This window comes from Massilia hydrophila, from assembly GCF_020208145.1.
Lineage (GTDB): Bacteria > Pseudomonadota > Gammaproteobacteria > Burkholderiales > Burkholderiaceae_D > Telluria > Telluria hydrophila.
In genome coordinates this window covers 14,806-33,966 of record NZ_JAHYBX010000014.1, presented here as the reverse complement: position 1 = coordinate 33,966, position 19,161 = coordinate 14,806, and the positions used below count along the sequence as shown (strand labels likewise).

Sequence of the window (19,161 nt, the reverse complement as noted above, 5' to 3'; positions counted from 1 at the left end):
CCAAATGGAAGAGGGCAGACCACCGGCCTGCCCTCGCGCCTGGGACGAAGCGGATTACTTGCCCCAGCTATCCTTCAGTGTGGTCACGCGGTTGAACACGGGCTTGCCGGGCGTTGAGTCCACGCGGTCGGCCACGAAGTAGCCATGGCGCTCGAACTGGAAGCGCTGATCGGCCACGGCGTCCTTCATGCCCGGCTCCAGGTAGGCTTTGACGGTCTCGAGCGCATTGGGATTCAGGGCGGCCTTGAAGTCCTTGCCGCCGGCGTCCGGCTGCGGTTCCGTGAACAGGCGGTCGTACAGGCGCACCTCGGCCTCGAGCGCGGTGGCGGCGCTGACCCAGGTGATGTTGCCCTTGACCTTGTAGTTGTCGGCGCCCGGCGTACCCGACTTCGAATCCTCGAAGTACTTCACGTGCACCGCCGTGATCTTGCCATTCTCGTCCTTGTCGTAGCCGGTGCACTCGACCACGAAGCCGTACTTCAGGCGCACGCGCGAACCCGGCTGGTCGCCCACGGGCGGTGTGAAGCGGTGATAGCCCTTGGTCGGGGTTTCCATGAAGTCTTCCTGCTCGATCCACAGCTCGCGCGTGAACGGGAAGCTGCGCATGCCCATTTCCGGGTGGTGCGGGTGGACCGGCGAGGTGCATTCCACCGATTCGCCTTCCGGGAAGTTGTCGACGATGAGCTTCAAAGGACGCAGTACGGCGATCGCGCGCGGCGCCTTCGGGTCGAGGTCGTCGCGCAGCGCCCCTTCCAGCGTGCTCATGTCGATCCAGCCGTCGGCCTTGGACACGCCGATGCGCTCGCAGAACAGCTGGATCGATTCCGGTGTATAGCCGCGGCGGCGCAGGCCGACGATGGTCGGCATGCGCGGATCGTCCCAGCCGGTGACCACGCCGGTATCGACCAGCTCGCGCAGCTTGCGCTTGGAGGTCACGACATAGGTCAGGTTCAGGCGCGCCATCTCGTACTGGCGCGGCACCGGGCGCGGGAAGAAGCCGCCGTCGGCCAAGGTAGCGACCAGCCAGTCGTACATTGGGCGGTGGTCCTGGAACTCGAGCGTGCAGATCGAATGGGTGATCGACTCCAGCGCATCCGAGATCGGGTGCGTGTAGTCGTACATCGGGTAGATGCACCAGGCGTCGCCCGTGCGGTGGTGGTGCGCATGGCGGATGCGGTACAGGGCCGGATCGCGGTTGGTCATGTTCGGCGACGACATCGCGTCTTCGCTCATCTTGGCGCGCAGGATGTGTTCGCCGTCCTTGTACTTGCCGGCCTTCATGTCGCGGAACAGCTGCAGCGATTCTTCCACCGGACGGTTGCGGAAGGGCGAGTTGGTGCCCGGCGTGCTGAAATTGCCGCGGTTCTTCGCCATTTCTTCGGGGCTCTGGCTGTCCACGTAGGCCTTGCCTTCGCGGATCAGGTACTCGGCCATCTCGTACAGCTTGTCGAAATAGTCGCTGGCGTAGTGCAGGTATTCGCCGTCGCCGTATTCCCAGCTAAAGCCGAGCCATTTCACGGAATCCATGATGGTGTCGACGTATTCCTGGTCTTCCTTCTCCGGATTGGTGTCGTCGAAGCGCAGGTGGCAGCGGCCCCCGTAGTCGCGCGCCAGGCCGAAGTTCAGGCAGATCGACTTCGCGTGGCCCACGTGCAGGTAGCCGTTCGGCTCCGGCGGGAAGCGGGTGATCACGGGCGGCATGCCTGGGCGCGCGTGTGTGCCTGCCGCCAGGTCGTTGTCGATGATGGTGCGCAGGAAGTTGGGGGAAGGCGTCGCAGCCGGCGCCGTCCTGGCGTTGGCCGCCGGGTTGTTCTTCTCGTTGCTCATGAAAAAGGAGTGTTGAATGGTAAATTGCGGCCATTTTACCGTAAGCCCGGGGCTGGCCGGCCCGGTATGTGGTGGAGCGCACGGTAAGCCACACCTGGTAGACACATACTGTGGGCAACAGCGGCCGTTCGCAAGGTCCGGCCACGTCCGTCGTATCGGATCGGAAGCTGGCGACACGCTGGGCAAGCTGCCGTCTTATAGTGGATAATCTCGTTTTTTGCCGTTTCGCGTTTGCCGTGCGGCCACCATGTGCGGCCTTTGCCGGGAGAATTTCTTTGGAAAACTTATACGCGATCCTGGGCGTCGCCCCGAATGCCAGCGACGACGAGATCAAGAAGGTCTACCGTTCGCTGGCGATGCGCTACCACCCGGACCGCAACGGGGCGCCGGGCGCCGAAGCGCGCTTCAAGGCCGTGACCAAGGCCTATGAAGTCCTGTCCGATCCGGTCCGGCGCGCCGAGTACAACCAGAGCGTCAACCACCGCATCGTGCTCGACGCCGAGGCCGAGGCCTTCGAGCTGTGGCGCTCGCTGTTCGCGCTGCATGGCGTGAACGTGCAGGCATGACGCTGGCGGCCGGTGGCCGGCGCGCCCAATCATGAATCAACAGGACACATAATGAAAAACGTACATCCGGAATTCTCGTTCCAGTCGCGCGAACTGGAAGGCCAGATCGAGGGCACGCTGGGCGATCCGCCCAACCGCAAGAACTACGACATGATGGTCGGCGCGCTGGTGTCGGAATACGCCAGCGGCTCGGGCCTGGACGACGTCAACCTGATGGCCTTCGCCCTCGTTGACTGCATCCGCTTCAAGGATCCGAAAGGCCTGATGCGCGAAGCCGCGGACTACGAGGGCGGCGATACGGCGCGCGTGTTCGCGATGGCCGAGTGCGAAGGCGAGCAGGGCAGCGCCATGTATGCCGCGATGACCGCCAACTACCCGGAACTGGCGCGCCAGGCGATCATCACCGCTTTCCTGTACAAGAACCAGGCGCGCTGGGAAGACGAAGACCGCTCGCTCGACCGCCTCGGCGAGGGCGACGACGGCGACGAGGACGAGGACATCGACGGCACTGCCGCCAGCGACGACTTCACCCAGCTGTTCGATCCGGAAGGAGAACGCGAATGAGCGACCAGGAATCCAGCGACGCCGGCAAGGCCAATCTGCCGGCCCTGACCAGGCAGGTCAGCGAACTGGTGCTGGCCGGCTCGCTCGAGCACGCCGAGGAGGCGTTCTCGCAGGCGGCCGACGAGCACGGCGACTACGCGGTGGTCGAAGTGCTGTCGACCCTGCCACCCCAGGTCACGGCCCTGCACCTGTCCGGCTTCGACGGCGCCAAGACCTCGCTGGCCACCATGCTGGTGCCGCCCAAGGCCTGGGCCGACAGCCTGGCCTACATCGCGGCCACCTGGCCAGACAACCTGATCGAGGACGATCCGGAACGCATCGCCGAGAATCTGTTCAACCACGTGCACGGCATCGTCTACGCCAACGACGACGAAGAGCGCCGCATTGAGCTGCTGCAGGAAGCTTCGGCCACCGACCATGGCGCCACCGTGTTCGCCATCCTGTGGTCGCTGGCGCCGAAGGAAATCCTGGAGCTGGCCGGCGAGATCCTGTCCAAGGGCCGCTACGTGACGGCCCAGACCAGCGGCGACAGCGATATCGCGCCGCTGGCGGTCGACCTGGCCAAGGCCAGCGAGGACGGCTGGGAGCGTTCGCTGCTCGAACTGTTCCCGGAATTCCGCCACAGCGCCGAGATGGCCGACGTCGAGCTGCCGGACGATCCCGACGAGGAGTCGCCCTTCATGCAGCGCAGCACGCGCGAACTGCTGTACCGCCTGCGCAAGCAGGTGCCGTCGGTGCGCAGCATGCCGCGCCGCAGCGCCCGCCGCAGCCTTGGCACGGACATCTTCTCGTGAGCGGAGCGCCAGGATCCATGCTGCCCGCGATCGTCATCGAGAAGCTGCCGCGCCTGGTGCGCGCCATCAAGCTGCTGCCGGAGGAAGCCTCGGCCGAGGAAGCCGCGGTGCTGGCTGACGAACTGGCCGGCATCACCGCGATGGTGGCCGAGAAGTTCACCAACGACCGCACCGCGGAAGGCATCGGGCGCGCGCTGCTGCTGACCGTGGGCGGGGTCTCGCTCGGCCTCGAGCACCTGCTCGACACCGACGACGACCTCGACGCGCTCGATCTCTTGATCGAGGAGGGCCCCGAGCTGGTGTTCCAGCAGGGCTTCCGCCTGGTGAAGGAGCTGGCCGCGCTGCCCGAGGACAGCCTGGTGGGCGAGTACGACCTCGATCCGGTGTATTCGCAGCGGCGCCTGAAGGAACTGTTCATCGACCTGTGCACGGCCGACCCGGGCGAGAGCTGGACCGGCTACGAGCGCTACGTCGGCCAGCTCAGGCAGCGCCAGGGCGTGCAGGCGATCGTGCGCGCGGCCCAATGGCTGCGCCGCCACCACTACGAGGGCCCGATCAACGATCCGGACCTGAATGCCGAAGGGGTGATCGCGCTGGCGATCATCTTCGCGGTGGAGGGCGGCGGGCGCATCACCGCGCGCACCGGACAGAAGGAGTTCGAGCGCCTGGTGAAATCGGTACGCAAGAACAAGCCGGACTTCGAGGCCGGCTGGGCTGCGCTGATGGAGAACATCCCGGCGGCGCACCAGCCCATCATCGCCGAGCGCATCGACACCTACCGCCAGCACTGCACGGTGCTGCAGCACATCGGCACCCGCGCCAGCATGGCGCAGCTGTTCACCGAGCTGGAAAACTACGCAGGCTCCGAGCTCGACCCGGACCTGCCCTGAGCCGCGCCCGGGGTCAAGCCGCGCAGGCCCTCTCCAGCGCGCGCACCCGCAGCCACAGGCGTACCAGCGTATAAGGCATGACGAGCAGGTAGAAGGCCAGGGCGCTGCAATACGCCACCAGGAAGGGCACGGACAGTTCGCCCAGCCTGCGGGGCATGTCCAGCAGGACGAACGTGACGAACAGGGGAATGGCGCTTGCCACGAACATGGCCAGCCGTTGCCTGAACTTGTTGGCCTTCGAGGCATTGTCGGTAAACAGTGCCGGCGCCTTGCCCCTGACAGCCGGGGTGCGCCAGTAGTGCCAGCCGACCGTGCTGGCGGCCAGGCGCCAGCCGGCATCCTGCATGAGCTGCCGGAAGGCCGGGTCGTGGCTGGCGTTCGGGAAGTCGACGCGGTACACGATGTCGGCCGGCTCGCCGCGTTCGAAGGTCCAGAAGCACAGCGGGTTGACCTTGAGCAGGTGCAGTCCCTGCCGCGCCATCGCGCGCAGCCAGTCTTCCTGCGCCTCGTCCTCGTGGGCCCAGAACAACTTGAAAATCCGTACCGTCTTGCTCACGCTGCTTCTCCTTTGCTCGAGTGGGGCAGCGCGAACTGCCCATTGCGTACCATGATGGCGAGCCGGCGCACCTGCTCGGCCAGTACCAGCCTTCCCTTCTCCGTCAGCCCATAGGTCTTGCGCCGCTCGACTTCACTCAGTTTCTCGATCAGGCCCTGCTTTTCCAGGGTGGTGAAGGCGCCGTACAGCGTGCCCGGTCCGATCACGACCTGGCCTTCGCTCATCGCTTCCACCTTCTGCATCAGCGCATAGCCGTGCAGCGGTTCGCTCAGGGCGGCCAGCACGTAGAAGGTGGCTTCCGACAGGGGCAGGTAGGTCGCATAGTTGAGGTCCAAGCCGTCTCCTTTGACTATCGTCAGTCGCTATATCGGCAATCGACATATCGCGTGTCGATATAATAGCCGTCGCCTGAACGTTGTCAACAGTCGTAGCGATCTTTATGCCAGCCAGGTAATTGCATGGAAGAACCGATGCGCCAGGCGCTGCACGGCACACTGCCTGGCCTGCACCGTTCCCGCGAAACGGGTGGCGGGCGACCCAGGCTTGACGCGCGCACGGCTGCAATCCGGGCTTGCTATCCCTGGCGGGAAGACTAAAGTGGTGGATTCCAGCGGATACGCCGCGCTACTTTCAGGAGGTCAATCATGTTGCAAGCCGCCGAAATCCAGCAGCGATTCAGCCAGATCCAGCAGACCATCAACCAGGCCGAGGAAGTGACCCGCAATGACCAGGGTGCACCGAGCGAAATCCGCGACTGCATCCAGAAGATCGCCCACGAAATGCCGGAAGCGCAGCGCGTGATGCAGTCGAACGACCAGTCGCGGATGGTGCAGTGCATCGACCGGCTCGAGGAAATGGGCGACGAGGCGAAACGGATGTGCCGCAACGGGCAGCCTTCGCCACAGGTGGCGTCGGTGGTGACGCGGGTGCATGACGTGCTGTCGGACCTGAAACACCAGCTGCATTGAAGCCGGGTGGGCGGCGCGGCCGCCCACCACGGAACATCAGACGACGCCCTTGTCGCGCAGGACGGCGATCGCCGCCTCGTCCAGGCCGAGCATCTCGTGCAGCACCTGGGCGGTGTGCTGGCCCAGCAGGGGTGGGGCCTTGTCGCTGGTGGCAGGCAGGGCCGACATCCGGATCGGATTGCGCACCAGGGTTACCTTGCCGGCGGTCGGATGCGGGAGTTCGATCGCGACTTCGCGCGCCCGCACCTGCTCGTTGGCAAACACTTCGCCGATGTCGTTGATCGGCCCGCAGGGCACGCCGACCGACTCCAGCAGGGCGATCCACGCGTCGCGCTTCTTCTCCCTGACCATCTCCGCCAGGATCGGCACCAGGAGGTCGCGGTTCTGCACGCGCAGCGGATTGGTGGCGAAGCGCGGGTCGCTGCCCAGCTCCGGCCGGCCACCCGCTTCGACGAACTTGCGGTACTGGCCGTCGTTGCCGGTGGCGACAATGATGTGCCCGTCCGCGCAGGCGAAGGTCTGGTAGGGCACGATGTTGGCGTGCGCATTGCCCCAGCGCCTGGGCGGCTTGCCGCTGTTGAGGTAGTTGCTGCCCATGTTGGCCAGCATCGCCACCTGCGTGTCGAGCAGGGCCATGTCGATGTGCTGGCCCTGGCCCGTGCGGTCGCGGTGGGTGAGCGCGGCCAGCACGGCCACGGTCGCGTACATGCCGGTCATCAGGTCGGTCAGGGCCACGCCGGCCTTCTGCGGGCCGCCGCCCGGCAGGTCGTCGCGCTCGCCGGTCACCGACATCAGGCCGCCCATGCCCTGGATCAGGAAGTCGTAGCCGGCGCGGTGCGCATACGGCCCGTCCTGGCCGAAGCCGGTGATCGAGCAGTACACCAGGTCGGGCTTGATCGCCTTCAGGCTGTCGTAGTCCAGGCGGTAGCGCTTCAGGTGGCCGACCTTGAAGTTTTCCAGCACCACGTCGCAGTGCTTCACCAGTTCGTGCAGCAGGGCCTGGCCCTCGCTGCTGGCGATATCGACCGTTACCGAGCGCTTGCCGCGGTTGGCCGCCAGGTAGTAGGCGGCTTCGCCCGTGTCCTGGCCCTCGGCATCGCGCGCATAGGGCGGACCCCAGGCGCGGGTGTCGTCGCCGCTGCCGGGACGTTCGATCTTGATCACGTCGGCGCCGAGGTCGGCCAGGTTCTGCGCACACCAGGGGCCGGCCAGCACGCGCGACAGGTCGAGTACGCGGATGTGGCCGAGCGCCTTCGGCGCGGAAGGAGTAGTGGCTTGCGTCATGTTGTTCCTGCGGATGAGCGGGAGGTGAAAGGACAAGCCCCGGATTATAGCTGCCCGCGCGCAATGGTCTGCACCGTGCGCGTGGCGGGCCTGAATGCGGCCTCGATCAGCTCCAGCGCGCGCTCGGGCCGGGCCGCGCCGCACATGAAGATGTCCGCCGCGGCGAAGCCATGCTCGGGCCAGGTGTGGATCGAGATGTGCGACTCGGCCAGCAGCAGCACCCCCGTCACGCCCTGGCCCGGACCGAAGCCGTGGAAGTGGCTGTGCAGGATGCAGGCGCCGGCCGCCAGCGCGGCCGCGCGCAGCAGCACGTCGATCGCGCCGGCATCGGCCAGCAGCGCGGCCTCGATGCCGCCCAGGTCGGCCAGCAGGTGGATCCCGGCGGGACGGTGCACGCCGCTCATTTGTGGCTGCCGCCGCCGCCGTAGCCACCGCCGCCGTAGCTGTGGGAGCGCCAGCTGTTGCCGCCGCCGGAGCGGCTGGAACCGGCCATGCTGGTCCAGCATACGATGGTGGTGACCAGGGCCACCACGATGGCGTAGAGGAGGAACTTGGTTCTCATGAAGGCAGCGTCATTTGTCCGGCGCCAGCAGCAGGGGCAGGAACAGGGCGACGATCCCGACCAGCATCCAGGCCAGGGTCGTGCCGAAGTTGAAGATCAGCGGAATGGCGTTCAGGCCCACCATCCACAGCAGGGCTTTCCAGGCGATGTCGCGGCCGGTCAGCGGCTGCTTTTCCGGCTTCGCCTGCTGGGCCAGCCCGAACCAGGCGCGCAACTGGTCGTAGGCCACCGGCGTCGAGTGCGACCAGCTCAGCTCCTCGGCCGTGTATTCAGCCGACAGACCGTTCTGGCCGTGCTCGTATTCGACCACCTGCACCGTGTCGCCGGCCGCCACGCGCCAGGTGAACGCCCCGGCCGCGGCCACCACGCGCGCCGGGTAGTCCCAGGTGCGCGTGTAGTCGGCGCCGGCGCAGCGCACCGTTTGCTGCGAGGGCAGGGGCGGCGCGGGCCAGTCGTCCAGCACCTCGGCGCGCGACCAGCCTTCGTCGGTCTCGACCAGCCAGAAGAAGGGGCCACGGGGCGCGTACATCAGGTATTCGTTCCAGGCCTCGCCCTCGTCGTCCTCGCGCCGCATGGCGCCGAGCACGCGGTACTCCTGGCCGCTGATCTTCGCCGTCGCGCCCAGCTCCAGGGTGAAGGGCAGGCGCGCCACCTGTTCGCCCTGGCGCAGCACCTCGACCTTGGGCGAGGAAGCATCCACGCGCGCGCTGCAGGCAGGGCACACGCAGTTCGCCGCCAGGCCCGGGAGATAGCGGATCGCCGTGCCGCAGGACGGGCACGCCAGCGTGTCGACCTGGCCGCGGTAGCGCCCGGCGCTGGCCTTGATCTGTTCCTCGTCGCGCAGCAACTGGCAGCGCATCGCTTCCAGCGTCACCGCGGTGCCGGCGTAGAGCATTGGCGGGTCCGCGCTCGTGGCCGCGTCGGAATAGTCGAGCGTGGCGAAGCTGGGTCCGCGCCGGAAGTCGGCCACGCGCGCCTCCCAGCCCTGGCCTACCCGGAACGGCAGCTCGCCCTGGCCGCCGCTGCAGCGCGCGACGCGCTTGTCGGCCGCGACGAAGGGGCCGAAGCCGATGTCGACCTGCTGCCCGATCCGGATCGCGTCGAAGGCCGGCCAGCCGGGCGCCAGTTCGCGCCGGGTCGTCATCACGTACTGGCCGGCGGACTCGCCCAGCCAGCCGTCGCCGCCGTCGTCGAACAGGATGTACCACTCGTTCCACATGCCGGCATCGAAGCGCAGCTGGATGCGGCCGATGACGGTGAAGCCGCGGCCGCCGTGGCTGCCGGCGGTACCGAGCTGGATGCGCGAATAGTCTTCCAGCACCTCGGACATCTTGCCGAGGTCGCGCACCGCGTCCGCTTCCTTGAGCACGGTCGCGCGGCAGTACTCGCACACCGCCACGACGGAAGCGTGCGAGCGGAAACCGACCGGCGCGCCGCAGGAAGGACAGTCGACGGTCTGCATCAGCCGATCAGTTTCTTCAGCAGCTCGGCCTTGGTGCTGTCATAGTCGCCCTGCGAGATCAGGCCCTTGTCCAGCAGGCCCTTGAGCTTGGCCAGGCGGTCCTCGATCGACTCGCTGGCGGCCGGCACGGCCGGCGGCTGCGGGGGCGTGGCGACGCCCGGCGAGAACGCCCCCTGCATGCCCTGCGCCATGGCCTGGCCGATCGCGATGCCGGCGCCGGCACCGGCGCCGATGCCGGCGATGCCGCCCTCGTTCTGGGCCGCCAGCGGGATGCTGCTGGCCACCTGGAACTGGGTGAAGCCGCCCATCTTGTCGGCGCCCAGGCTGGCCTTCATGCCGGCCGAGATGCGCTCGTCCAGCGCTGCCTGCAGTTCTTCCGGCAGGCTGACGCTGGCCACGTTGAACTCGTCCAGCTTGACGCCGTAGCGGCCGAATGCGGAATCGAGGTCGCCACGGATCTGCTGCGCCATCAGGGTCTGGTTGGCGGCCATGTCGAGGAAGGCGATTTTTGACGCGCCCAGCGAATTGGCCATGGTGGCCAGCATCAGGCCGCGCAGCTGGTCCTCGACTTCCTCGCGGGTGTAGGCGGCGCGGGTGCCGCTGATCTCGGTGAAGAACAGGCGCGGATCGGCGATCCGGTAGGAATACATGCCGAATGCGCGCACCCGGATCATGTCGAAGTCCTTGTCGCGGATCGTCACCGGCTGCGGGGTGCCCCACTTGCGGCCGGTCTGCACGCGGGTGGAGAAGAAATACACGTCCGACTTGAAGGGCGAGGCGAACAGCTTGTCCCAGTTCTTCAGGTTGGTCAGCAGCGGCAGGGTCGAAGTGGTCAGGCGATGCGTGCCGGGGCCGAACACATCGGCCACCCGGCCCTCGTCGACGAACACGGCGACCTGCGATTCGCGCACCACCAGGGTGGCGCCGTTCTGGATTTCGAAATCCTCCATCGGGTGGCGCCAGGCGAGAACCCCTTCGCCTTCCTCGTTCCACTGCAGGACGTCGAGAAACTGCTTCTTGATGAATGAGCCGAGCGACATGGTGCTTCCTCTTTATGCGGGTGGGTGGATCAGGAGATGCTGCCGGCGTTGACCAGGCCGATCGACAGCGAAATGGCGCCGAGCAGGATGCCGAAGCCGATGTTGTTGTGTTCGATCTGGTCCTTGGACATGCGCAGCAGGCGGGTGGCGACCACGAACACCAGCACCTGGATCAGCATCGCCAGCGCCGCCCAGCCGCAGAACGCGTAGTAGTCGGCGGTGTGCATCAGGGCCGAGGCGATGGTCACCGAGAAGCCGAGCAGGGTGCCGCCCAGCGACAGCGCGGCGGCGCAGTTGCCCTGGCGGATCAGCAGGATTTCGTCATAGGGCGTGATCCGCGTGTACACCACAAAAAACGCGAGAACCAGCGCGATCGCCGTCGCAAGATGCAGCACATAGTTTAGGATGGCGGGCACAAGTTTCTCCAGAATAAATAATCGAGGTCGTCACACTGCGGCAGCACAGCGATCTTAGAACAAAAGTTGTTCAATGACCAAAAAAATTCTGATCCTGTCGGTCTTCGTCGTCGCCTCCTGCGGCCTGGCCTATGAGCTGGTCGCCGGCGCCCTGTCCAGCTACTTGCTGGGCGACTCGGTGCTGCAGTTCTCCACCATCATCGGCTGCTACCTGTTCGCCATGGGCGTCGGCGCCCACTTCTCGAAGTACGTGCGCGACGAGGACGTGCTGGGGCGCTTCATCGACATCGAACTGGCCGTCGGCCTGGTGGGCGGGATGTCGGCCGCCGTGCTGTTCATGACCTTCACCTGGATGGGCGCGCCCTTCCGCACGGTGCTCTACCTGACCGTGTTCCTGATCGGGATGATGGTCGGCATGGAGGTGCCGCTGGTGATGCGCGCGCTGAACGAGCGCCGCACCGGGTTCGCCGAGATCGTCAGCCGCGTACTCACCTTCGACTACCTCGGCGCGCTGGCCGTGTCGCTGCTGTTCCCGCTGGTGCTGGCGCCGCAACTGGGCCTGGTGCGCACCGGCTTCCTGTTCGGCATGCTCAACGTCGGCGTCGCGATGTGGACCCTGTACGTGTTCCGCGCCGAACTGGAGGCCTTGCGCGGGCGCGCGATCCGCGCCTGCGCGGTGCTGTTCACGCTGGTGCTCGGCTTCGGCCTGTCGGACCGCATGGTGGAGTGGGGCGAGCACGGCCTGTTCGGCGACGAGGTCGTGTATTCCACCACCACGCCCTACCAGCGCCTGGTGATCACGCGCTGGAAGGACGACCTGCGCCTGCACATCAACGGCAACCTGCAGTTTTCCTCGCGCGACGAATACCGCTACCACGAGGCGCTGGTGCATCCGGCCATGCAGTCGCTGCCCTGGGCGCGGCGGGTGCTGGTGCTGGGCGGCGGCGACGGGCTGGCCCTGCGCGAGGTGCTGCGCTATCCGCAGGTGGAGGAGGTGACCCTGGTCGATCTCGATCCGGCCATGACCGCGGCCTTCGCCAACCGTCCGGAACTGGTGAAGCTGAATGCCGGCGCATTGAACGACAAGCGGGTCAAGGTGGTCAACGCCGACGCCGGGATCTGGCTGCAGAAGGACGCCGGCATGTACGACGTGGCCATCGTCGACTTCCCCGACCCGTCCAGCTTCGCCCTCGGCAAGCTGTACTCGGTGCCGTTCTACGGCCTGCTGCGCAAGCACGTGGCAGCCCAGGGCCTGATCGTGGTGCAGTCGACTTCTCCGTTCTTCGCGCCGAACGCCTACTGGACCATCGAGGCGACCCTGCGTGAAGTGGGCCTGCGCACCTGGCCCTACCACCTGTACGTGCCGTCGTTCGGCGAGTGGGGCTTCGTGATGGCCTCGCCCGAGGGACGCTTCGCGCCGCCCGCCAGCTACCGCCTGCCGATGCGCTTCCTTGACGGCGCCAGCACCCGCGCCATGTTCGAGTGGCCACCCGACATGCCGCGCCGGCCGATGGCGCCGAACCGGCTCGACACCCAGTCGCTGGTGCGCGCTTTCGAGGAAGACTGGCGCCAGGTGATCCGCTGATGCAGCGCCGCTCCTTCGTGCTCACGGCGCTGGGCGCCGCCGGCGCCGCGCTGGCGGGCGGCGCCGGCTTCGCGCGCTGGCAAGAGATCGCGCCTGCCGTGCATGCGCCTGGCCGCGACGAGGGACATTACCTGCGCGACCGCGGCCGCCTGCCGCCGCCTGCGCAAGTGTTTGAAACCGATGTGCTGATCCTGGGTTCCGGTGTCGCCGGCCTGAGCGCGGCCTGGCAGCTCGGCAAGCTGGGCCACCAGGACTACCTGCTGCTGGACGGCCCGGAAGCGTTCGGCAACGCCGCCGGCAGCCGCTACGGCGAGCTGGCCTGCCCGACGGGCGCGCACTACCTGCCGCTGCCGGGGCCGGAGTCCGGACACGTGCGCGCCATGCTGGCCGACCTGGGCATCCTGCGGCGCGGCGCCGACCAGGAGCGGCCCACCTACGACGAGCGCTTCATCCTGCATGGCCCCCAGGAGCGCCTGCTGCGCGACGGTGCCTGGCACGAAGGCCTGGTGCCGGCCGATGCGGGCGACGCCGCCGAACACCGGCGCTTCTTCGCTGCGATGGCGCGCCTGCGCCACGGGCGCGGTGCGGATGGCCGGCGCGCCTTCGCCTTCCCACTGGTGCTGGCTTCCAGCGATCCGGCCTGGCGCGTGCTCGACCGCATCAGCTTCGCGCAGTGGCTGGACCGGGAGGGCTACCGTTCACCGACGCTGCGCTGGTACCTCGACTACTGCTGCCGCGACGACTATGGCGCCGGCACCGGACGCGTCTCGGCCTGGGCCGGCATCCATTATTTCGCCGGACGCTGGGGCCAGGCCGCGAACGCGGACGAGAACGCGCTGCTGACCTGGCCGGGTGGCCTGGCGCCGCTGGCCGAGGCCCTGGCCGCGCGCGCGGGAGCGCGCCGGCGCGCCGGCACCGCAGCCTCGGTGCGCGTCGTGGACGGCAGGGCCGAGGCGCTGTGCTTCACGCTGGAAGGCGGGCAGCCGCGCAGCTTCCTGGTGCGCGCGCGCCGCGCGATCATCGCCATGCCGCTGTTCGTCGCCAGCCGCGTGGTGGAAGGCATCCAGGCCTACGGCTTCGATCCGCGCCGGCACCTGCCGGAGTACGCCCCCTGGATGGTGACGAACTTTCTGATGCGCGACTTCCCGCGCGAGCTGCCCGACGCCCAGCTGGCCTGGGACAACGTCGTGTACGGGGGGCGCGGACTGGGCTACGTGGTGTCCACGCACCAGGACATCCGCTCGCGGCCGCCCGACAAGACCGTGTTCACCGCCTACACGGCGCTCTCAAACCGTACGCCGCAGGAAGCGCGCCGCTGGCTGCAGTCGGCCAGCCCGCAGGCCCTGCTGGAGCTGGCCGCCAGCGACCTGGAACAGGCCTATGGCTGGGCCTTCGCGCCCTGCGTGGAGCGGGCCGACATCACGCTGCGCGCGCATGCGATGGCGGTGCCGCGGCCGGGTTTTCTTGCCAACTCCGGCCTGGCGGCCCTGCGCGAGGCGGCCGGTCCGGTCCTGTTCGCGCATGCCGACCTGTCCGGCCTGTCGGTGTTCGAGGAAGCCGCCTGGTGGGGCTGCCGGGCGGCGCAGCGCGCGCTGGCCTGAAGGCGCGCGAGGCGGCCGGCAGTCCGGTACATCTTTCCGTCATTTGCGTGACAATTTTGCACAAGTTGGCGACCGGCCGCTGGGTAGACTGCACTGCATGTCCAACGCGCGCCCGCAAGCAGCTTCCATGAATCGGCCAGTCCTCCGGGGCCGGCTGGCCGCGCTGCTGCTGGCCGCGGCAGCCGCGGGATGCGGCACCGGCAGTCCGGCCGTCACCGCCGTCATCGCCACATCGCCCCAGGGTGCGACGGCGGACTGCGTGGCGGGCGAGGCGATGGCGCCGCTGGCGCCGCGCCGCGCGTCCGGCCACGCCACCTACTGGGAGTTCCTGGTGTCTGCCCGGAACCAGACGGTTCTGGCGCGGCGCTAGCCAGGCGCGAGCCGTGCACGGCGTTCGGCGCAGCCGTGGCATGCTGTGCGCCTGGCCCGGATGACCGGGCGGCACGGCAAGGAGGGCGCATGGCACGGCATCCCGGAATCTTCCCGACTTTCTTCCTGTCCGGCTTCGAGTGTTCGAACTTCCTGTGGGGCGAGGACTGCGTGCGGCGCAACCTGGTGGCCGAGACGGCGCACGACCGCCACGCCGCGGCCGACTACCGGATGCTGGCGCGGCTCGGCATCGCCGTCGCGCGCGAAGGCATTCCCTGGCCGCTGGTGGACCGTGCCGGCCACTGCGACTTTTCGCTGATCGACCCCTACATCGCGGCGATGAACGCGGCGCAGGTGCTGCCGGTGTAGGACCTGTGCCACTACGGCTATCCGGACGACCTCGATCCGTTCTCGGACGCCTTCGTGGCGCGCTTCGCGGCCTACTGCCGCGCCGCCGCCAGCTACGTGCTGCCGCGGGTGCGCGGACCGCATTTCTTCACGCCGGTCAACGAGATCACCTTCTTTTCCTATTGCGCCGGCGAATGGGGCTGGGCCGCGCCCTACCGCCGCAGCCGGGCGGAACGCATGCGCCTGCGGGTGGCGCTGTGCCGCGCCGCGATCGCCGGCGCGCGGGCGATCCGGGAAGTCGATCCGCAGGCGCGCCTGGTCCACATCGATCCGCTGGTGCGGGTGGTGGCGCCGCGCGACCGTCCGGACCAGGCCGAGGCCGCGCGCCACGAGACCGAGGTCGATACCTTCCTGGCCTGGGACATCATCGCCGGGCGCGCGCATCCGGAATGCGGCGGCGCGCCCGAACTGCTGGACATTGTCGGCGCCAACGTCTATTCCTTCGGCCAGATGGAGTACCGCGAGAGCGGACCGCATGCGCCGCTGCCGCCCGGCGACGAACGCATCGCGCCGCTGTGCGACATGCTCGGCACGGTCTGGGAGCGCTACCGGCGGCCGATGATCATCGGCGAGACCAGCGGCCTGGGACACGGCCGCGCCGACTGGCTGCGCGACGTGATGGGCGAATCGCTGGCGGCGGTGCGGCGCGGCATGGACTTGCAAGGCATCTGCCTGTTCCCGGCGGTCGACATGCCGGACTGGCATACCGGGGAGTGGGTCAACAACGGCATCTGCGACCTGGCCGAACAGGACGGCGACCTGAAACGGGTGCCGCACCAGCCCTATGTCGACGAGCTGCGGCGCTGGCAGAAAGCGCTGAACCGCGTCACGGAGCTGGATGCCGACCCTTTCAGCGATCCGGTCGAGCTGCAGGACGTGGTCGATGCCGCGCACCGGCTCGATACCCAGCCCGACAAGGACTGGCACTGAGGAGCGCGCCGCGCCAGGCGCCCGCCTTCAGGGTGCGTGTCCGGGCGCCAGCAGCTTGGCGTTGACCAGCTCGCGCTCATGGTTGACGATGCCGTCCACGGTGCGTTCGTCCAGGCCCATCGCTTCCAGCACGAAGGCCGACAGTTGCAGGCTCGCTTCGAGCGTCTCGGGTACCACCACGCTGGCGCCAGCCAGGCGCAGGGCGCGCGCGTCCTTCTCGTCGCGCGAGCGCACGAACAGGCGCACGTGCGGGAAGTCGCGCCGGATGCCGCGCACCGCCCGCATGGCCGAGGCAGGGTGATCCATGGTCAGCACGATGGCCGGCGCCTCGTCGGCGTGGACATGGTGCAGCAGTTCCGGACGCGCGGCATTGCCGAAGTAGACCGGCTTGCCTTCGGCATGCAGCCTGGACACCAGCTTGGCGTCGCATTCGAAGGCGATGAAGGGGATGTTCTGCTCGCCCAGCAGCTTGGCCAGCTGCTGGCCAACGCGTCCGAAGCCGGCGATGATGATGCGGCCGCGCGCCGAGGCCAGCGCCCCGTCGCCGAGCTCCTGCAGCTGGTCGCGGGCGCGCTCGTGGCGCTGGCCGATGGCGCGGCCCAGGCGCGCCAGCATTGGGGTGAGGAACAGCGACAGGCCGACCACCAGCATGACGCGCGCGCCCAGCGCCGGCTCCAGCACCTGCATGCTCATCGCGTAGCCGATCGCGACGAACACGAATTCCCCGCCCTGGCCCAGCAGCAGGCCGCCTTCGAGCGCGCGGCTCCATGGGTGGCCACCGACGCGCATCACGGCCGCCACCACCAGCGCCTTGAGCAGCACCAGGCCGGCCACCAGCCCGGCCAGCAGCAGCGGCGCCTCGAGCATCTGGCGGGTGTCGATGCTCATCCCGACGGTCATGAAGAACAGGCCCATGAGCAGGCCCTTGAAGGGCTCGATCACCAGCTCGACTTCGTGCTTGAACTCGGTCTCGGCCAGCACCACGCCGGTGAGCAGGGCGCCCAGCGCCATCGACAGGCCGGCGCTGGCTGCCAGGCCGGCGATGCCGAAGGTGCAGAGCAGGATCAGCGCCATGAAGACGTCCGGCTGGCGGTGGTCCGCAAAGGAGCGGAACAAGGTGTGGACGACGCGTCCGCCGACCAGGTAGATCAGGCCGATGGCAAGCGCGGCCTTGCCCAGCGTGAGCACGGCCAGCAGCGCGACATCGTCGCCGCCGCTTTTTCCCCCGAGGGCGCCGATCAGGAGCAGGATCGGCACCACCGCCAGGTCCTGCAGCATCAGGATGGCGAAGGCCGCCTGGCCAAGCGGGCTGCCGGTGGCCCGCTGCTGGGCGAGCAGCTGCATCACCACCGCGGTGGACGACAAGGACAGCACCAGTCCGACGATCAGGGCGCTGCGGGTGTCGAGCCCGGAGGCAAGCAGCAGGCCGCCGCCGAGCAGGAGGGCGCTGGCCAGCACCTGCACGGTGCCGGCCCCGAACACCCAGCGCCGCAGCGCCCACAGGCGCGCGGCCGAGAGCTCGAGGCCGATCATGAACATCAGGAACAGTACGCCGATCTCGGCCAGTGCAGCCGTGCCCTGGTCGCGTGGCAGGGCAAGGAAAGCCAGCCAGGGCACATTGTCGGCCAGCAGGGCCAGCCCGAAGGGACCAACCAGGGTGCCGACGGCCAGGAAGCCGACCACCTGGTTGATGCGCAGGCGCTGCAGGATCGGAATCAGGATGCCCGACAGCACCAGGAACAGGAGGATCTCCCGCAGGAAGGGAAAGGCGTGTTGCTCTTGCACGGTATCGACGAAGAAGTGGTGGCTGGGCCGGATTGTAACGTGGAAGGGGGCGGTCCCCGGCGCTAGCTGGCAGGTGCGGGGGAGCAGGCATAGGCCGGCTGGCGCGCCGGCGCGAGGAAAGTCTCGAGGATGGCGAGGATCGCTTCCTTGAGCCGGGCACTGCCTTCGTCCTGCATGTCGTTGTGGCGCGCGCCTTCGATGCGCACGATGCAGCTGCCGTGGCGGCGCTGTTCGCCTTCGTCCGGCAGCACGCCCGGATCGGCGGCGGTGTCGCTGGCGCGGATCGACAGCACACGGATGCCGTCGGTGCGCGGCAGGGCGACGCGCCGGCTGTCGAGGCTGACCAGGGCCGACACGCGCTGCGGGTGGTCGGCGGCGAATTGGGCCGAGCTGTCACCGCCGAGCGAATGGCCGACCAGCAGCACGCGCCGCCAGTCGAAGCGCCGGTCGCGGGCCGCGCCTTCGTCGAGCAGGGCGGCGATGCCGCGCGCGGTGGCGCGGGCGATCGCCTGCACCTGGGGCGTGATCGGCGCGCCGCGGTCGATCGTGGCGCCGCCGGCGCTGTCGCGCAGCGCCAGGACCAGGTAGCCCATGCCGTTCAGCTGGCGGGTCAGGAAACCATAGTCGGTGCCAGCCAGTCCGTAGCCGGGGCTGAGCACGGCGACCGGGCAGGGCGCTGCCGCGGTGCAGGCGCCGATGTCGGCCGGCAGGTGGGTGTCCGCCGGGATGGCGGCCAGCGCGGCCGGCAGCGTGAACAGCAGAGGGAGCAGGGCGGACAGGCGGCGCATGGGATCCTGGTTGGTGTGGACGGTCCGCCTGGCGGCGGGATCGCGCAGTGTAGGGTCTTCCCGCACTGGCGGCGTGGTCGCGGACGCGGGCGCAGGAAAGCTAGGCCGCGTTCGCGGCCTCGAAGGCGCGCAGCCAGCGAATGGCCTGTTGGACGTCTTGGCCAACACCGCGTCCGTCCCGGTACATGTTGGACAGGTTCATCATGGCCGGACCGAACCCTTGCTCCGCCGATGCCAGATACCAGCGCGCCGCCTGCGGCAGATCGACGGGAACGCCGCGTCCCTTTTCACAACGCAGCGCGTAATTGAATTGACCGGCAGGATCGCCGCCTTGCGCAGCGCGCGCATACCAGGCCACCGCAAGCGCATCGTCCGCAGCGACGGCGACGCCGGTTTCATATAACCAGCCCAGCGCCGCCTGCGCCTGCGCATCGCCTGACTCGGCCTGCCTGCCGAGCCAAGCAACGCCGGCGCGGCCGAAATCGAGGGTATTGCGCTCGACCAGCGTCAGGTCCCAGAGGTCGGCATTGGCGAAGGTCCTGCCAGGGCGTTCCGCATCTTCCAGCCAGACGGAAGCGGGATCACCCTCGAAGGCGTCAATGATGCGTGCAGGTACAACCCCGGAGCGGAGTACGGCGTCGCCCTTTTCGATCAGTGTGCCGTCGGAATAGCGCGGTTCATTCATGTTGGATGGTCCCGAGACTGAAAGCGTGATGGATTCCCCGGGAGTGTCGATCCTGCTTCCGCACTTCGGAAAACGGCGTCA

The 19,161-nt window shown here is 68.2% G+C and carries 22 protein-coding genes; 10 read left to right on the top strand and 12 right to left on the bottom strand.

Annotated elements, in window-relative coordinates; translation table 11 throughout:
• Nucleotides 1-54: 54 nt before the first annotated feature.
• Nucleotides 55-1,827 carry a glutamine--tRNA ligase/YqeY domain fusion protein gene (locus tag LE190_RS20965; protein WP_225240530.1) on the bottom strand — a complete coding sequence of 591 codons (1,773 nt, stop codon included), beginning with the start codon at nt 1,825-1,827 and terminating at the stop codon, nt 55-57.
• Nucleotides 1,828-2,102: 275 nt separating this feature from the next.
• Between LE190_RS20965 and LE190_RS20960 the strand changes: the two genes are divergently transcribed.
• The 4 genes from LE190_RS20960 to LE190_RS20945 are packed head-to-tail and all read left to right on the top strand — an operon-like array spanning nt 2,103 to nt 4,641.
• The gene (locus LE190_RS20960) at nt 2,103-2,393 is read left to right on the top strand and encodes a DnaJ domain-containing protein (protein WP_224946330.1); all 291 of its coding nucleotides are present in this window, start codon (nt 2,103-2,105) and stop codon (nt 2,391-2,393) included.
• Nucleotides 2,394-2,444: 51 nt separating this feature from the next.
• Nucleotides 2,445-2,957, top strand: a complete 513-nt coding sequence (locus LE190_RS20955) for a hypothetical protein (RefSeq protein WP_225240529.1) — start codon at nt 2,445-2,447, stop codon at nt 2,955-2,957.
• Nucleotides 2,954-3,751, top strand: a complete 798-nt coding sequence (locus LE190_RS20950) for a hypothetical protein (protein ID WP_225240528.1) — start codon at nt 2,954-2,956, stop codon at nt 3,749-3,751. Before LE190_RS20955 ends, LE190_RS20950 begins: the two co-directional genes overlap by 4 nt.
• 17 nt (nt 3,752-3,768) lie before the next feature.
• Nucleotides 3,769-4,641 carry a hypothetical protein gene (locus tag LE190_RS20945; protein ID WP_225240527.1) on the top strand — a complete coding sequence of 291 codons (873 nt, stop codon included), beginning with the start codon at nt 3,769-3,771 and terminating at the stop codon, nt 4,639-4,641.
• 13 nt (nt 4,642-4,654) lie between these two features.
• On the opposite strand, the gene LE190_RS20940 is transcribed toward LE190_RS20945, so the two are convergent.
• Entirely contained in the window at nt 4,655-5,197 is a 543-nt protein-coding gene (locus LE190_RS20940) for a DUF2812 domain-containing protein (RefSeq protein WP_225240526.1), read from the bottom strand.
• Nucleotides 5,194-5,532 (bottom strand): PadR family transcriptional regulator, encoded by a 339-nt coding sequence (locus LE190_RS20935; RefSeq protein WP_225240525.1) that lies wholly within the window; start codon nt 5,530-5,532, stop codon nt 5,194-5,196. Before LE190_RS20935 ends, LE190_RS20940 begins: the two co-directional genes overlap by 4 nt.
• A gap of 309 nt (nt 5,533-5,841) precedes the next feature.
• Here LE190_RS20935 and LE190_RS20930 point away from each other — a divergent pair, with 309 nt between their 5' ends.
• Nucleotides 5,842-6,165: a hypothetical protein gene (locus LE190_RS20930; protein ID WP_225240524.1), complete on the top strand. Its 324-nt coding sequence runs from the start codon at nt 5,842-5,844 to the stop codon at nt 6,163-6,165.
• A 36-nt stretch (nt 6,166-6,201) separates the two neighbouring features.
• Here the strand turns inward: LE190_RS20930 and LE190_RS20925 are convergent, their stop codons facing one another.
• From LE190_RS20925 to LE190_RS20900, 6 genes are read right to left on the bottom strand one after another with little or no spacing between them, the layout of a single operon-like run.
• On the bottom strand, nt 6,202-7,449 hold the full coding sequence (locus tag LE190_RS20925) for a CaiB/BaiF CoA transferase family protein (protein WP_225240523.1): 1,248 nt from the start codon (nt 7,447-7,449) through the stop codon (nt 6,202-6,204).
• Between the two features lie 44 nt (nt 7,450-7,493).
• Nucleotides 7,494-7,853 (bottom strand): adenosylmethionine decarboxylase, encoded by a 360-nt coding sequence (gene speD / locus LE190_RS20920; RefSeq protein WP_225240522.1) that lies wholly within the window; start codon nt 7,851-7,853, stop codon nt 7,494-7,496.
• A complete protein-coding gene (locus LE190_RS20915) occupies nt 7,850-8,011 on the bottom strand; it encodes a hypothetical protein (protein ID WP_225240521.1) in 162 nt (53 codons plus the stop codon). Before LE190_RS20915 ends, speD begins: the two co-directional genes overlap by 4 nt.
• Before the next feature lie 10 nt (nt 8,012-8,021).
• On the bottom strand, nt 8,022-9,473 hold the full coding sequence (locus LE190_RS20910) for a DUF4178 domain-containing protein (protein ID WP_225240520.1): 1,452 nt from the start codon (nt 9,471-9,473) through the stop codon (nt 8,022-8,024).
• Nucleotides 9,473-10,513, bottom strand: a complete 1,041-nt coding sequence (locus LE190_RS20905; RefSeq protein ID WP_225240519.1) for an SPFH domain-containing protein — start codon at nt 10,511-10,513, stop codon at nt 9,473-9,475. Before LE190_RS20905 ends, LE190_RS20910 begins: the two co-directional genes overlap by 1 nt.
• Nucleotides 10,514-10,542: 29 nt before the next feature.
• Nucleotides 10,543-10,929 (bottom strand): DUF350 domain-containing protein, encoded by a 387-nt coding sequence (locus LE190_RS20900; protein WP_225240518.1) that lies wholly within the window; start codon nt 10,927-10,929, stop codon nt 10,543-10,545.
• A gap of 73 nt (nt 10,930-11,002) precedes the next feature.
• On the opposite strand from LE190_RS20900, the gene LE190_RS20895 reads away from it, so the two are divergent.
• From LE190_RS20895 to LE190_RS20875, 5 genes are all read left to right on the top strand, one after another.
• Nucleotides 11,003-12,514: a polyamine aminopropyltransferase gene (locus LE190_RS20895; protein WP_225240517.1), complete on the top strand. Its 1,512-nt coding sequence runs from the start codon at nt 11,003-11,005 to the stop codon at nt 12,512-12,514.
• Entirely contained in the window at nt 12,514-14,115 is a 1,602-nt protein-coding gene (locus LE190_RS20890; protein ID WP_225240516.1) for an NAD(P)-binding protein, read from the top strand. The genes LE190_RS20895 and LE190_RS20890 overlap by 1 nt, the downstream gene beginning before the upstream one ends.
• A 127-nt stretch (nt 14,116-14,242) precedes the next feature.
• Complete coding sequence (locus tag LE190_RS20885) at nt 14,243-14,485, top strand: hypothetical protein (RefSeq protein WP_225240515.1); 243 nt, start codon at nt 14,243-14,245, stop codon at nt 14,483-14,485.
• Nucleotides 14,486-14,574: 89 nt separating this feature from the next.
• Nucleotides 14,575-14,853 (top strand): hypothetical protein, encoded by a 279-nt coding sequence (locus LE190_RS20880; RefSeq protein WP_225240514.1) that lies wholly within the window; start codon nt 14,575-14,577, stop codon nt 14,851-14,853.
• Between the two features lie 54 nt (nt 14,854-14,907).
• A complete protein-coding gene (locus tag LE190_RS20875; protein WP_225240513.1) occupies nt 14,908-15,822 on the top strand; it encodes a b-glycosidase in 915 nt (304 codons plus the stop codon).
• A 27-nt stretch (nt 15,823-15,849) separates the two neighbouring features.
• Here LE190_RS20875 and LE190_RS20870 read toward each other — a convergent pair whose 3' ends face one another.
• The 3 genes from LE190_RS20870 to LE190_RS20860 all read right to left on the bottom strand — a co-directional run bounded on the left by LE190_RS20870 (nt 15,850) and on the right by LE190_RS20860 (nt 19,080).
• Entirely contained in the window at nt 15,850-17,607 is a 1,758-nt protein-coding gene (locus LE190_RS20870) for a cation:proton antiporter domain-containing protein (RefSeq protein ID WP_225240512.1), read from the bottom strand.
• A gap of 62 nt (nt 17,608-17,669) precedes the next feature.
• Nucleotides 17,670-18,395, bottom strand: a complete 726-nt coding sequence (locus LE190_RS20865; protein WP_225240511.1) for an alpha/beta hydrolase — start codon at nt 18,393-18,395, stop codon at nt 17,670-17,672.
• Between the two features lie 100 nt (nt 18,396-18,495).
• Nucleotides 18,496-19,080 (bottom strand): tetratricopeptide repeat protein, encoded by a 585-nt coding sequence (locus tag LE190_RS20860; RefSeq protein WP_225240510.1) that lies wholly within the window; start codon nt 19,078-19,080, stop codon nt 18,496-18,498.
• Nucleotides 19,081-19,161: the final 81 nt, after the last annotated feature.

Coding starts and splice junctions, on each gene's coding strand:
- LE190_RS20965 (WP_225240530.1), bottom strand. CDS start 1,827: ATGAGCAACGAGAAGAACAACCCGGCGGCCAACGCCAGGACGGCGCCG.
- LE190_RS20925 (WP_225240523.1), bottom strand. CDS start 7,449: ATGACGCAAGCCACTACTCCTTCCGCGCCGAAGGCGCTCGGCCACATC.
- LE190_RS20890 (WP_225240516.1), top strand. CDS start 12,514: ATGCAGCGCCGCTCCTTCGTGCTCACGGCGCTGGGCGCCGCCGGCGCC.
- LE190_RS20915 (WP_225240521.1), bottom strand. CDS start 8,011: ATGAGAACCAAGTTCCTCCTCTACGCCATCGTGGTGGCCCTGGTCACC.
- LE190_RS20950 (WP_225240528.1), top strand. CDS start 2,954: ATGAGCGACCAGGAATCCAGCGACGCCGGCAAGGCCAATCTGCCGGCC.
- LE190_RS20885 (WP_225240515.1), top strand. CDS start 14,243: ATGAATCGGCCAGTCCTCCGGGGCCGGCTGGCCGCGCTGCTGCTGGCC.
- LE190_RS20905 (WP_225240519.1), bottom strand. CDS start 10,513: ATGTCGCTCGGCTCATTCATCAAGAAGCAGTTTCTCGACGTCCTGCAG.
- LE190_RS20865 (WP_225240511.1), bottom strand. CDS start 18,395: ATGCGCCGCCTGTCCGCCCTGCTCCCTCTGCTGTTCACGCTGCCGGCC.
- LE190_RS20880 (WP_225240514.1), top strand. CDS start 14,575: ATGGCACGGCATCCCGGAATCTTCCCGACTTTCTTCCTGTCCGGCTTC.
- LE190_RS20930 (WP_225240524.1), top strand. CDS start 5,842: ATGTTGCAAGCCGCCGAAATCCAGCAGCGATTCAGCCAGATCCAGCAG.
- LE190_RS20860 (WP_225240510.1), bottom strand. CDS start 19,080: ATGAATGAACCGCGCTATTCCGACGGCACACTGATCGAAAAGGGCGAC.
- LE190_RS20910 (WP_225240520.1), bottom strand. CDS start 9,473: ATGCAGACCGTCGACTGTCCTTCCTGCGGCGCGCCGGTCGGTTTCCGC.
- LE190_RS20945 (WP_225240527.1), top strand. CDS start 3,769: ATGCTGCCCGCGATCGTCATCGAGAAGCTGCCGCGCCTGGTGCGCGCC.
- LE190_RS20895 (WP_225240517.1), top strand. CDS start 11,003: ATGACCAAAAAAATTCTGATCCTGTCGGTCTTCGTCGTCGCCTCCTGC.
- LE190_RS20955 (WP_225240529.1), top strand. CDS start 2,445: ATGAAAAACGTACATCCGGAATTCTCGTTCCAGTCGCGCGAACTGGAA.
- speD (WP_225240522.1), bottom strand. CDS start 7,853: ATGAGCGGCGTGCACCGTCCCGCCGGGATCCACCTGCTGGCCGACCTG.